This is a genomic window from Mesobacillus maritimus, assembly GCF_044803185.1.
Lineage (GTDB): Bacteria > Bacillota > Bacilli > Bacillales > Cytobacillaceae > Mesobacillus_B > Mesobacillus_B maritimus_B.
The window spans coordinates 953,726-966,959 of sequence record NZ_CP085225.1 but is presented as its reverse complement, the minus strand read 5'-3'; the positions used below and the strand labels follow the sequence as shown (position 1 = coordinate 966,959).

Below are 13,234 nucleotides of genomic sequence, written 5' to 3'. Positions count from 1 at the left end.
CATGATAAATGCCTAACTAAAAAGCAACTTGGATATCACATTACTCTATCGTTTCACAATCGCCTCACTATCTACTTTATGCTTACGACAAAGTATAACGTACATCCATGATTGAAGTGTGTCACTTTCTGTAATCAAAACTTCAGAAATTTTCACTTATCCATTCGGATTTTGTCACATTATCAACTTAAAAAACACAAAAAAAGCACAGCAAAATTTGCTGTGCTTTGATAGATAGAAGAACTATCTTCTGCGATTTCGATTGCGAAGGAAGGTTGGAATATCTAAAGTATCCTCCACTTGTTGTTGAGCAGGGTTAGGTCTTTGCTGTTGTTCCTGTTGAGGTTCTTCCCTTTTCGGTTCACGCTTCACATGACCAGCAGAATTCGGTTTCGTTTGACCACCGAAAACTGGTCTAGTTTGTTTTGGTTGTTGTGCTGGGATGTCATTGAATCCTGTCGCGATAACTGTTACGATGATTTCGTCTTTCAAGTTATCATTAATTACGGAACCGAAAATCATATTTACTTCCTGATCGGATGCTGTAGCAACAATATCAGCAGCCTCTTGAACCTCATAAAGGCTAAGGTTTGATCCCCCTGTAATGTTCATTAGAACACCTTGTGCTCCATCAATCGATGTCTCAAGTAACGGAGAAGAAATCGCTTTTTTAGCGGCCTCAGCAGCACGGTTTTCTCCCGCTGCAACACCGATACCCATTAGAGCGGATCCTTTATTGGACATAATCGTTTTTACATCGGCAAAGTCAAGGTTGATTAGACCAGGAACAGCAATCAAATCTGAGATACCTTGAACACCTTGACGCAATACATTATCCGCCTCACGGAATGCTTCGAGCATCGGGGTACTTTTATCGACAATCTCAAGCAATCTGTCGTTTGGAATCACAATTAACGTATCCACTGCTTCCTTCATGGAACCAATTCCACCAGCCGCTTGAGTTGCACGTTTCCGTCCCTCGAACGTAAACGGTCTTGTCACAACCCCAACCGTTAACGCCCCTAAATCTCTGGCAATCTGAGCGATAACTGGAGCTGCACCGGTACCTGTACCGCCACCCATACCCGCGGTAACGAATACCATATCCGCACCTTTTAGTGCCTCTTCAATCTGTTCTTTGCTTTCTTCTGCAGCTTTTTTCCCGACTTCAGGATTTGCACCTGCACCTAGTCCACGGGTTAACTTACCACCAATTTGCATCTTAATTTCAGCCTTTGAAAGATTTAAGGCCTGTGCATCTGTATTAACTGCAATGAATTCAACACCTTGTACGCCATGTTCAATCATCCGGTTAACTGCATTATTTCCGCCGCCACCAACACCGATAACTTTTATCGTTGCAAGTGAATCTAAATTTGTATCAAACTCCAACATGACAAATCCTCCTAAATCGTCGAGATTCCGGTTAGCATAGTTTACTCAAAAAAGTAGCCGAGAAATTTCTTTACTCTTGATGGTCCTTTTTCTTCCGGTTTTTTTTCCGGCTTGGTTTTTGGATGCGGCTGTTTTTGAATTCGATTTTCCTTATATTCCTGTTCAGCAACAGTAGCCTCAACTTGTCTACCTTGCAGTTTAGCGTTTTTATAGGCGAATTTAATCAGACCTACAGCAGTTGTGAACTGTGGTTCACGTACCCCGATATAGTCCGGTACAGCTAGTCTTACTCGACTTTGAAACATATCTTGGGCAAGCTCCAGAACACCCTGCATATTTGCCATGCCACCAGTAAGAACGAATCCACCTGGCAAGTCTCGGACATTCATTTTTCTAAGTTCATTTTGAACTAGTTCAAATATTTCTTCAATACGAGCTTCAATGATATCCGCAACCTCTAACTGGTTAAACTGCTGTTGTTGGTCGCTCCCAATAATACCGACAGTAAATACTTCATCCTCAGAAGCATGGTCATAAAAGGCATGTCCATGTTTCACCTTAATTTTTTCGGCATCTTCTGTGGAAGTTCTTAAACCTACTGATAAATCCTTTGTGACATGTTCTCCACCTACTGGTATAACAGCAGTACCTGCCAATTGTCCCTCTACGAACCAACCAAGTGTTGTCGAACCACCACCAATATCGATAAGGACTACACCCATATTCTTCTCATCTTTTGAGAGTGCAAACGCTCCAGCCGCCAAAGGTTGGAGTACGATGTCTAACACTTCGAGGCCAGCACGTTCCACACAGCGGAGAGTATTATGTAAAATCGTTTTTGAGCCAGTAATGATTGTCCCTTCCATTTCAAGTCGGACACCAATCATTCCACGCGGGTCACTGATCTCGTCCAACCCATCAACAATAAATTGTCTTGGGATGACATCAATTATTTCACGCTCTGGTGGAATGGAAACTACTTGAGCAGCATCCATTACTCTTGCTACATCTTCATTTGCAATTTCTCTATTAGGACTAGAGACGGCTACAACTCCGTGGCATGGCTGAAGTGTGACATGGTTGCCAGTAACGCCAACAATCACCTGGCGAATATCCATCCCTATCATTCTTTCAGCCTGTTCTACTGCTTGTTTAATAGAATGAACGGTTTCATCTATATCAACGATTGAACCCTTTCTAAGGCCCTCTGATTTAACGTTGCCTACACCGATTATATTCAAAGAGTCATTGGCCATTTCTCCAATAATCACCTTTACACTGGATGTACCGATGTCAAGACTGACATATATATCATTGCTGTTCATTCTCTGGCACCTCCTTTATATTCGAACAACAAGCTTTATTATTCCTGTTTAATTACATTATCCTATTCGTCAAAATTAGTTGATTCCCTTTTAAAATATCATTTTTTTTTCTACTTTTCACCATTTGAAGTCCATTTTGTCAAGAGAATCCTTCTAATTACGGCGATATTTTGAAACAGCCTTACACCAAATGCAAAAACTGCCGCTAAGTACAAGTCTACACCAAGATGAACACCTAGAAAAGCTAAACTTGCAGCCAGTAAAATATTAAAAAAGAAACCTGACACAAATACTTTTTCGTCGTAGATATTTTGTAATTGTGCCCGAATTCCTCCAAAGAGTGTATCTAATGCTGCAAGAATTGCAATAGAAAGATAATTTGAGTATTCTGGCGGTATCCTTATATCGGTCAAAAGACCAATAATGACTCCGATGACAAGCCCCATTAACGGAAGCCACATTCTTATCAGTCTCCCCTACACCTATTCAACAGGCTCCATGTATCTAATTCTGATTGTATCCTGATATCCAGGTATTTCAATCTCCTCTTTTGGTTGTGTTAAAATCACCTGTAAATTGTCGACAAAGAAATCATCTACAATATCTGAGATTTCTATTCTCTTAAACAACTTCTCAGCTTGCTCAAAGTCTTTGGTAATCACTTTAATCTTAAAAGGGAGATTATTTAGTGAGTGACCATCAATTTTTGTTACAGTTCCTATATCACGAATGACCGTTGTATTGATCACCCTTTGACCATCAATCGAAATATGAAGGGCTCCATACATATTCAATTCATTTATAAGTCGCTGAAGTAAACTTGGCGAAACGTAACCCATTGAAACTTCACGGCCTAATTCGTTCATAACGGGTTGAAGTGTAAGAATGATGCCTGGCCCCGTAACCTCCGTCATCCCCGCCTCAAGTTTAAGCTCTTCTAACGTTTCTTTTAAAAGCTCCCCTTTGCTCGTTTCTCGTTCACTTTCATATTTTTTAAGCTTGTCCTCAATCATCCGAATTTCTTGCAGTAAGTCTGATTGGAGTTCTTTTTCACCCATTAAATCGTTACGAAGTTCCCAAGTATCACGAGTATCTCGGTTGACAGGCTCACTTACTGTCTGAAACTGGATGGCAACCATGAACCCGATGATTGAAGCCGTAACAGAGAAATAAAAATTCTTTTGGGTGCTCACCATACTCACCTTCTTATACTATTCACAAATGTCTTAATTGCAAACTGCCTTACTTTCTTCCAACAATTGGCTCCATGATAATTTCATTTTGTTCCTGTAGGGAGAAGATAATTTGGTCATTTACCAGCTGATCCTTTATTCCTCCGGTAATATTGAGAGCAGAAGAAAGCACATCAGGTTCACCAATTGCGGTAATCTCAAAAGGAGCGGGATATTGATAGCCATCGACTGTAATGACAGGTCCGTCACAAAGAATATATGAATTATAGGTTAATCTCTGTCCATTAATCGCAATTGCAGACGCCCCAGAAATATATAACTCGTTGATGACCTTAAACACATGATGCTCATGCACGAGATAGTTATTGATGTTAGGATCATTAGGATTGTACTCACCATCTGAGAGAGTTACCTTTACCCCTTTCCCTTTTACCTTTACTTTACCAAGGAACATTCTGTATCTTTCAGCATCCTCGGCTAAGTTAAAATAAACCTGAGCTTCGTTCGCCAATTCAGCCTCATATTCTCGCACCTGTTCATGCTTACTGTTCAATTCGTTTTGCAATTCTCGATTTTTTTCTTTTTGATCATTCAACTCGTTACGAAGACTTATACTTTGCTCCCACTGACTATCGGTAAACGGCTGTTTACTTTTAGCACCTTGGGTAACCCGATACGAATAAGCAATCATAAATCCTAAAACAAGACATACAATGGATATGACAACACGGTTAGTCTTCACTTTCTTTTTCAAGTTCAACCTCTTCAGCTTCCTCTGCTTTATACGCTTTAAAATAAGAACCAACTTCTATATCAATAACCCCTTTTTGTAACGGGTCAAGCTGGCTTATTATCGATGGGTAATGAACCATTTTCTCAGTAAAGTTTCTCAATGTAGCATTCACTTCAAATCCGTTATTCATGTAAAGGAGAATTCGATAGGAATCGGTATCAGAAGGATTGTGATGGATTTCAGAAATCGTGGTAAGAATCTCTTCTGGTAGAAGCTTTAACGAAGAAATCATCTCATTCAACACTTCCCCTTCTTTAAATGAGATCAAGATTGGAGCATTTACCGGTATTTCTTGTGTCAATCCATTCTGAAGTATTTCTCCATTACTTAGGACAGGGATAAAATCCCTTCCATGTGATAGATAGGCTAGCTTCTCAAACTCTTTTAAATTAATAGTAACTGTATTAGGAAATTGGATGGAAACTTCAGCAGACTCAACTTCAGGTAGGTCCTCAATCAATGCTTCTGTATCATTCCGATTAATTTTCCATATATTTGTTCCTTTTGTAATCCCACTCTTTTTCTTCACCTCATCAATTGCAACGGATTCGGTCCCATTGATAATGATGTTATGAACCTTACTAAGTGGTGATTGGAAATATATAATACATAGAATTAACGTAAAGAAGAGAAAAAGCATCAATATCAAACGTCTATTCGCTTTCTTTCTTCTTTGATGTTTCAATTTTGGAATCCGATCCTCAATTGACACTATCTTTCCCTTATCCATCCCCAATCACCTCTTTTACGGCCATATCAAAACTTTGGTTTGCAGCAGCTTATACAATCAGAATGCTCGTATAAGGGATAAAGTTAAAACAACGGCACGAAAATCATGCCGTTAATCGCTCAAGTCCACAATTTCTCTACATAATCTGATGAATTATTATACCACATTTTTTCCAATTACAGAGGTTTTTGGTTTAAATTTTACCTATGATTTCTACCTCTGTTTCCATCCTAACACTATACAAGTCCCATATCTTTGCTTTAACATAATCAATCAACGCCAAAACATCGCCAGCAGTTGCATTCCCAGTGTTTACGATGAAATTCCCATGCATTTCAGAAATTTGCGCGCCACCAATCGAATATCCTTTCAAACCCGCCTTTTCTACTAACTGACCAGCATAATTAGGTAACGGGTTTCTAAAAATACTCCCTGCACATGGAGAGCTCCATGGCTGAGTATCCTTCCGGTAGTCTTTATTTTTCTTAATGACCGATTTAATATCCTCAATATCACCCTCTTGAAGATTAAATACTGCCTCCAAGACAATACCAGGCCTTTCCTTTTGTAACACAGAAGTTCTATAGGAAAACTTCATTTGTTCCGCTGACAACCATTCCATTGTGCCATCCTCAAATAGGATGTGAGCTTGTTCTAGTATCCTCGAGATATCTGATCCGTGGGCACCTGCGTTCATATAAACGGCTCCACCTACAGAACCTGGAATTCCACTGGCAAACTCTAAGCCAGTAAGGCCTTTTCGACTTAATGTCATCGCTAAAGCTACAATGGAAGCCCCAGCTCCAACCGTTACTCTTGTGTCAGCCACTTCAACATGGTCAAGACCCGACCCTAGCTTGATGACAACCCCTTCTATGCCTTTATCCGATACAAGTAGGTTAGATCCACGACCAATTGCTGTCCATTTAACACCAGCTTCACGAACCACTTTCATGGCTTTCTCAAGATTTTCAATTGTTGAAGGCTCAATAAATAAATCTGCTGGTCCACCAATCTTAATCGTTGTATGACATGCTAATGGCTCATTCTCTTTTACGATGCCAATCTTCATCTCTTGAAGCTGTTTCGCCAATTCCTTCATTCAAAAATCTTCCTTTCAGCAAAATCCATTTATCTATACTATGCATGAAATAGTCACTGGGCTACTTAACAAGTTCTTTAATAAGCTGATGCATGCGGTTCGCAGCGTCTTGTATGCCTAATCTTCTCGAAGCGGATTTCATTTCCGCTAACTTTTCGCTATTTGTCAAGATTCCATCAATCTTTTCAATAAGTTTAGGTCCGGTTAAATCCCTTTCAAGTAATAGCTCTGCAGCATGATGCGTGCTTAAAGCCAGTGCATTTTTTTCCTGGTGATTATCAGTCACATACGGACTTGGAATTAGGATACTAGGAATCCCAAGTGAGGTCAATTCAGCAAGTGTAGTTGCGCCTGCACGTGCCACAGTTAAATCAATCCCTGCTAGAACTTCAGGCATATTGTGGATAAATGGCTTTATGATGACATTCTCCGGATTACCAATTAACTCTACTTCTTTCTTAACCTCTTCATAATGTACATCCCCAGTTATATATAAAACCTGATACGGTTTACTTCCCATTTCTGTCAGACTTTTTAAAACAGCTTCATTTAAAGGCTTTGCTCCTCTACTGCCTCCAAAAATTAAGACAGCAGGTTGGTTGTCTTTTAATCCAACTGAAAGTCTTCCCTTATTCCCGTCTTGACCTAACACTTCAGAAGCTCGCGGGTTGCCGGTCATCACGACCTTTTCAGCTGGGAAATACTGCCTTGCATCCTCGAAACAAATCCCAATCCGATCAACATATCTACTTAAAAACTTGTTTGTTAACCCGGGAATACTATTTTGTTCATGAATAATGGTCGGAATTCCTAATTTTGCCGCTGCATAGACAACCGGGCCACAAACATATCCCCCCGTGCCAATCACAACGTCTGCATTAAATTCTTCTAGAATCTTTTTACTATCCGAAACTCCCTTTAGGAACCTAAGAACCGTTTTGATATTTTCAAAACTTAGCTTCCGTCTAAAGCCTGTGATATGTATCGATTTAAAAGGGATATTCTCCCTTGGGACAATCGTGCTTTCCAGGCCCTTTTCCGTTCCTATATATAGAAATTCAGCGTTTGGATCTTTCTTTTTTATCTCTCTGATTAAAGCTAGTGCCGGATAAATATGTCCTCCGGTTCCCCCACCGCTTACTACTATTTTCATTTTCTCACCTCATTGAAGAGCAATTAGATACAAGGAACAAACCAGGAAATTTTGCTAAGGAATGCAAAGCTTCTCAGGCTATATCCTATTCTACTACATTCTAAACTCCTAAATTGATTTTAAAAAGATTGTTATTGAATTGTAACATACGTCTAGTGTTCACTTTACACGGTCAAAACATTTCTTTACGAAAGATTAACACCATATAAAGCGTATGTGCATTCTAAAAATAATATGAAAAATCAAAGAAAAAATACCCTAGATTGAACAAAAAGAACCCTGTACAACAGGGTTATATTAATATCTCGAATATCTGCTTATATTTAATAGGACGCCTACTGCCATCAACATCAAGGTCAGAGAGGAACCACCATAACTAAGAAACGGTAACGTAATCCCAGTGACTGGCATCAACCCAGTAACAACTCCAATATTGATCATCACTTGGATGGCAATCATAGCAATAATCCCCGTGGCGAGCAAACTCCCGTATAAATCGGGCGCTCCTAAGGCAATTCTTACCCCTCTCCAAAGCAAGAGGGAAAACAGAAGCAAGACAAAGGAACCTCCGATAAACCCTAGCTCCTCGGCGATAATGGCAAAAATAAAGTCTGTCTGCGGCTCAGGTAAGTAAAAGAATTTTTGTCTACTCTCCCCTAATCCTAACCCAAATAATCCACCTGGACCTATTGCATAAAGAGATTGAATCATTTGAAACCCAGTGCCAAGCGGGTCTTTCCAAGGGTCTAAGAAGGAGGTAATACGATCCATACGATAAGGTGCTGAGGCAATTAATCCGACAAATCCAGCGGCCCCAAGAAGACCTAAGTAAACAAAATGCATGACCCTCGCTCCAGAGATGAAAATCATGACGACACAGGTCCCTACCATTACGGTCCCGGTACCTAAATCAGGCTGTAGCATAATGAGAGCAAAAGCTGTAAAAACAAGACCTAAGGATGGTAGCAAACCTGACTTGAACGACGTTATTTGCTTTTGTTTCTCAGATAAGAACTTTGCAAGAAACGCAATCATCGCCAATTTCATAAACTCTGATGGCTGGACAGAAAAGGCGCCTACTCCTATCCAACTTCTAGAACCATTCCGCACATTCCCAATCCCTGGTATTAAAACAAGGACTAGAAGGACAAAACAGACAATGAGAATGACTTTCGCCCACGTTCTCCATGTCCAATAATCAACATTCATAATAAAGAACATCGCTATGATTCCGACGACAGCAAATAACATCTGTCTCTTAGCAAAAAAGAAAGAATCATCGAATTTATACTCTGCCCAAATTGCACTAGCGCTGTAGACCATCGTCATCCCCACAGCGAGTAGCGAAAAAGTAACAATTAGCAAAATAAAGTCAGGGGTTGTTTTTTTCGTTGGCAACTTAAAACACCTCGGCTGATTAGATTCGGGCCTGTACGATGCTTGCCAATCTATCCAGCACAAAGCGGGTAATCGAGTGAGATCAAAGACAAGCCCTACTTAAGCTTATGCACGGCTTCGATGAACATGTCTCCCCTGACCTCAAAAGTTTTATATTGGTCCCAACTTGCACATGCAGGGGAAAGCAAAATGACGTCTCCGGCATCAGATAAATTGAAAGCTTCAGGAACGGCTTTTTCAACATTATCGACGCGAATGATTGTTTTTATCCCTGCCTGCTTTCCTGCTTCCTCAATCTTTCCGGCTGTTTGTCCAAAGGTAATAAGCACTTTAATCCCTTTAAGCGACGGAATGAGCTCATCGAAGCTATTCCCTCTATCAAGCCCGCCAGCCAGTAAAATGATGGGGGCATCAAACGCGGAAAGCGCCTTTTGAGTCGCTAAAATATTTGTGGCTTTTGAGTCATTATAAAATTTGCGTTCTGATATCTCATCAACGAATTGCAGACGATGGCGTACGCCGGTAAATGTCTTTAAAACATGAATAATTGCTTCGTTTTCGGCACCTGCCAATTTTGCAGCAGCCACAGCAGATAAAATATTTTCTAAATTATGCTCCCCTGGGAGAGCGATATCCCTCTGGGAAATGATTTTTTCCTGATTGAAAAACACCCACCCATCATCCACAAAGACCCCCTTTTTAAGGATGTTTTTTGTAGAAAATGGGATAATATTCGCTTTAGAGTTTCGGGCGATATCCATCACTTCTTCTTGGTCTGCATTACAGATAAAATAATCATCTTCTTGCTGATTTTCTGTAATCCTGGCCTTTGCTAGATGATATTCCTCGAGTGTACCATGGTAGTCGAGATGGGCATTATATAAATTTGTGATGATAGCAATTTTAGGACGAAAAGAAGAAATCCCCATTAGCTGAAAGGAAGATAATTCAATAACAATATTATCATCCTGGCTTGCCTCCTGGGCCACACCGGAAGCTACCGTCCCGATATTCCCAGCAATCAGTGGATTTCTCCCTCCTTCTCTTAACATCTCAAATATCAATGTAGTCGTTGTCGTTTTTCCATTTGTACCTGTAATCCCGATAAACGGTGCTTCGGAAATTTGATACGCAAGTTCCACTTCTGTAATAACAGGAATTCGCTTCTCTATAGCCTTCAAAATCATAGGGTTCTGATATGGGATGCCTGGGTTCTTGACAACTAATTCAAACCCTTCCTCCATAAGTTCCACAGGGTGGCTACCGCAAACAACCTTAATCCCCTGCTCTAGCAGTTTTTGAGCCTCAGGGTTTTCTGATAATGGTTTACTATCGTTAACTGTCACAAATGCTCCAAGCTTATGTAACAGAGCAGCCGCACTGACACCGCTTTTCGCCAGCCCCAGAACGAGTATTTTCTTATGTTTATAAAGATCAACCTGCTTCACTTATATCCACACCTCAATATATATACCAATAATGGCGAATAGAAGACCCACAGTCCAAAACGTGACGACAACACGCCATTCGGACCAACCAAGAAGCTCATAATGGTGATGTAGCGGACTCATCCTAAAAATTCGTTTCCCTGTCGTTTTAAAGGAAATGACTTGAAGAATGACCGAAAGAGTCTCGACGACAAATACCCCACCAATAATAATTAATAAAAACTCTAACTTTGTTAAAATCGCAATTGTAGCAATTGCTCCTCCAAGTGCTAAGGAACCTGTATCGCCCATGAATACTTTAGCTGGGTGAGCATTAAAGACTAGAAATCCTAGAACCGCTCCCACAACAGCAACTGAAAAGATGGAGACTTCGAATAGGGACTGATTCCACGCAAGAACAGCAAATGCACCAAAAGCAATTGCGGCAGTACCCGAAACGAGACCATCTAAGCCATCCGTCAGATTGACAGCATTTGAAAAACCGACCATCCAAAAAATGACAAGTAATACGTATCCCCATCCAAGATCAAACGAGATATCTGTGAGCGGAATAGAGATGATTGTTGAAAAATCACTCTGCTGAAAAACCACATAAAAAATGACCGAAACAACTATTTGCCCTAGCAGTTTTTGTTTAGATGTTAATCCAAGATTACGCTTCATGACAACTTTAATAAAATCATCCAAAAATCCCAACAAGCCAAATCCGAGTGTCACAAATAACAAAAGAAAAGTTTCTACAGTCAGACTTGAAAACTTCTGAGTCATGACAATCGTTGTCACGACGATAGACAATAGAATCATCAATCCACCCATCGTAGGCGTACCTGTCTTTTTTTGATGAGACTTTGGTCCTTCCTCACGGATGCTCTGACCGAATTTTAATCTTCTTAAGAACGGAATAAACACTGGAGAAAGGATAACTGTGATTAAAAAGCTCAATAAAATTGTAAATAAAATGACCTGCTCCAGCATATTATTCCCCCCTTCCTTCTGGGTTGCTGATAATAGCAGTCCTATTCATCAAACATGGTAAGGTGTCTAGCCCCTTGAAACCATTCTTACTTAGAAAACGAAAAGTTGTATATAGTGTGTCTTGTATCATTTTATTGTCCATCACTTTATTCTATTGTTCCTTTCTCTGCTTTATTGCACTAAATGCAATTTCTCTATCATCAAAATCAAAAACTTTATCTCCGATTTTCTGATACGTCTCATGTCCTTTTCCTGCAATTAAAATAACATCCCCATCGTTTGCCTGCCGGACCGCATAGCGGATTGCTTCTTCTCGGTCAGTAATTTTGGTGTAGTTTTCCTCACTGACACCCTCCTCCATATCTCGAAGGATTTGTTCAGGGTCTTCACTCCGGGGGTTATCTGAGGTGAAGATAGCATCTGTCGCATTTTCACAAGCTATTTTTGCCATCAGAGGGCGTTTTGTACGGTCACGATCGCCACCACAGCCAACAACGACAAAAATACGTTTTTGGGCAAATTGCCGAACAGTATTTAATACATTTTCAAGACTATCAGGCGTATGCGCATAGTCTACTATAACCGAAAAGTCTTGACCTGCATCAACGGGTTCGAATCGGCCTGAAACTCCTTTTACCTTTTCCACTGATGAGATAATTGCAGCTAGCGGTAGGCCTGAAACAAGCGCTGTACCAATTGCAGCAAGAACATTGTACACACTAAACTTCCCAATTAGTTGGATATTCACCTTATGAACTCCGAAAGGGCTTACCAGGTCAAACGAAGTTCCACTTGCGGACATTTGTATATTTTTCGCTTGAAGGTCTGCATCGTTATCAATTCCATATGTAAATGAAATCGCAGCCGTACTTCGTTCGTACTCCACACTCGTAGGATCATCTGCATTAAGCACCGCGTACTTGGGTTTTTGGTGGTTAAAACTGTTACCTAATTGAGAAAACAAGAGCCCTTTTGCCTTTTTATACTCTTCCATTGTTTTATGATAATCAAGATGATCCTGAGTTAAGTTTGTAAACACGGCAACGTCATAATCAGTTCCATGGACCCTCCCATGGACAAGGGCATGCGAAGAAACCTCCATCACCGTGGTCTCCACTTTTTCATCAACCATTTTTCTTAGTGTTTTTTGTAATGTTAAACTTTCGGGTGTTGTATTTTTGACCTCGAATGTTTGGTCCCCAATCTTTGTATACATCGTGCCAATTAAGCCGGTTTTCTGACCTGCATCAGCAAAAATAGTATCTATTAAATGACTGGTTGTTGTCTTGCCATTCGTTCCCGTAATCCCAATCATGTGAAGCTTATGACTCGGTTGTTCATAAAAAGCATCCGCTAGAATAGCCATTGACCTTGATGTGTTTTTCACAACAATGACGGGGACAGTTAGGTCTAAGTCTCTCTCTGCCAGGACAGCTACTGCACCTTTATCAACTGCAGATTTCGCAAAGTCATGACCATCCACGGTATACCCTTTAACGCAAATAAATAAGCTTCCTTGTATTACTTTCCTATTATCATTTTCAATGGAAGTAATTTCAGGGTTTTCCTCAGTATAGTTACCGAATGTCCCCAATGAATCCAGTAGCTTATGTAGTTTCATACTATCAAATCCTCTCAAACAACATGCAATTTTCACCACATACGGGCAGTTCTCTCCCTTAACATTACCGAGGGAAACTGCTCATATGGACCATTCTTTCC

The 13,234-nt window shown here is 40.3% G+C and carries 12 protein-coding genes; all 12 read right to left on the bottom strand.

Going from position 1 to position 13,234, the window contains the following annotated elements:
- Nucleotides 1–243: 243 nt before the first annotated feature.
- Entirely contained in the window at nt 244–1,395 is a 1,152-nt protein-coding gene (gene ftsZ / locus LG336_RS04765; RefSeq protein ID WP_404331426.1) for a cell division protein FtsZ, read from the bottom strand.
- Between the two features lie 41 nt (nt 1,396–1,436).
- The gene (gene ftsA, locus LG336_RS04760) at nt 1,437–2,720 is read right to left on the bottom strand and encodes a cell division protein FtsA (RefSeq protein WP_404331425.1); all 1,284 of its coding nucleotides are present in this window, start codon (nt 2,718–2,720) and stop codon (nt 1,437–1,439) included.
- Nucleotides 2,721–2,830: 110 nt separating this feature from the next.
- Nucleotides 2,831–3,181: a small basic family protein gene (locus LG336_RS04755; RefSeq protein ID WP_221873886.1), complete on the bottom strand. Its 351-nt coding sequence runs from the start codon at nt 3,179–3,181 to the stop codon at nt 2,831–2,833.
- Nucleotides 3,182–3,202: 21 nt separating this feature from the next.
- Nucleotides 3,203–3,916: a DUF881 domain-containing protein gene (locus LG336_RS04750; protein ID WP_404331424.1), complete on the bottom strand. Its 714-nt coding sequence runs from the start codon at nt 3,914–3,916 to the stop codon at nt 3,203–3,205.
- A 46-nt stretch (nt 3,917–3,962) separates the two neighbouring features.
- Entirely contained in the window at nt 3,963–4,667 is a 705-nt protein-coding gene (locus LG336_RS04745; RefSeq protein ID WP_404331423.1) for a DUF881 domain-containing protein, read from the bottom strand.
- Nucleotides 4,645–5,436 carry a cell division protein FtsQ/DivIB gene (locus LG336_RS04740; RefSeq protein WP_404331422.1) on the bottom strand — a complete coding sequence of 264 codons (792 nt, stop codon included), beginning with the start codon at nt 5,434–5,436 and terminating at the stop codon, nt 4,645–4,647. Before LG336_RS04740 ends, LG336_RS04745 begins: the two co-directional genes overlap by 23 nt.
- Before the next feature lie 193 nt (nt 5,437–5,629).
- Entirely contained in the window at nt 5,630–6,538 is a 909-nt protein-coding gene (murB, locus tag LG336_RS04735) for a UDP-N-acetylmuramate dehydrogenase (RefSeq protein ID WP_404331421.1), read from the bottom strand.
- A 61-nt stretch (nt 6,539–6,599) separates the two neighbouring features.
- The gene (gene murG / locus LG336_RS04730; protein ID WP_404331420.1) at nt 6,600–7,691 is read right to left on the bottom strand and encodes an undecaprenyldiphospho-muramoylpentapeptide beta-N-acetylglucosaminyltransferase; all 1,092 of its coding nucleotides are present in this window, start codon (nt 7,689–7,691) and stop codon (nt 6,600–6,602) included.
- Nucleotides 7,692–7,988: 297 nt separating this feature from the next.
- The gene (gene spoVE, locus LG336_RS04725) at nt 7,989–9,089 is read right to left on the bottom strand and encodes a stage V sporulation protein E (protein WP_404331419.1); all 1,101 of its coding nucleotides are present in this window, start codon (nt 9,087–9,089) and stop codon (nt 7,989–7,991) included.
- A 95-nt stretch (nt 9,090–9,184) separates the two neighbouring features.
- On the bottom strand, nt 9,185–10,537 hold the full coding sequence (gene murD, locus LG336_RS04720; RefSeq protein WP_404331418.1) for a UDP-N-acetylmuramoyl-L-alanine--D-glutamate ligase: 1,353 nt from the start codon (nt 10,535–10,537) through the stop codon (nt 9,185–9,187).
- Nucleotides 10,538–11,512, bottom strand: coding sequence for a phospho-N-acetylmuramoyl-pentapeptide-transferase (gene mraY / locus LG336_RS04715; RefSeq protein ID WP_404331417.1), 975 nt, complete (start codon nt 11,510–11,512; stop codon nt 10,538–10,540).
- Nucleotides 11,513–11,663: 151 nt separating this feature from the next.
- The gene (locus LG336_RS04710; protein ID WP_404331416.1) at nt 11,664–13,133 is read right to left on the bottom strand and encodes a UDP-N-acetylmuramoyl-L-alanyl-D-glutamate--2,6-diaminopimelate ligase; all 1,470 of its coding nucleotides are present in this window, start codon (nt 13,131–13,133) and stop codon (nt 11,664–11,666) included.
- Nucleotides 13,134–13,234 lie beyond the last annotated feature (101 nt).

Bases quoted from the DNA above. Each gene is read 5' to 3' on its own strand.
- ftsZ (WP_404331426.1), bottom strand. From the start codon at position 1,395: ATGTTGGAGTTTGATACAAATTTAGATTCACTTGCAACGATAAAAGTT.
- ftsA (WP_404331425.1), bottom strand. From the start codon at position 2,720: ATGAACAGCAATGATATATATGTCAGTCTTGACATCGGTACATCCAGT.
- LG336_RS04755 (WP_221873886.1), bottom strand. From the start codon at position 3,181: ATGTGGCTTCCGTTAATGGGGCTTGTCATCGGAGTCATTATTGGTCTT.
- LG336_RS04750 (WP_404331424.1), bottom strand. From the start codon at position 3,916: ATGGTGAGCACCCAAAAGAATTTTTATTTCTCTGTTACGGCTTCAATC.
- LG336_RS04740 (WP_404331422.1), bottom strand. From the start codon at position 5,436: ATGGATAAGGGAAAGATAGTGTCAATTGAGGATCGGATTCCAAAATTG.
- murB (WP_404331421.1), bottom strand. From the start codon at position 6,538: ATGAAGGAATTGGCGAAACAGCTTCAAGAGATGAAGATTGGCATCGTA.
- murG (WP_404331420.1), bottom strand. From the start codon at position 7,691: ATGAAAATAGTAGTAAGCGGTGGGGGAACCGGAGGACATATTTATCCG.
- mraY (WP_404331417.1), bottom strand. From the start codon at position 11,512: ATGCTGGAGCAGGTCATTTTATTTACAATTTTATTGAGCTTTTTAATC.
- LG336_RS04710 (WP_404331416.1), bottom strand. From the start codon at position 13,133: ATGAAACTACATAAGCTACTGGATTCATTGGGGACATTCGGTAACTAT.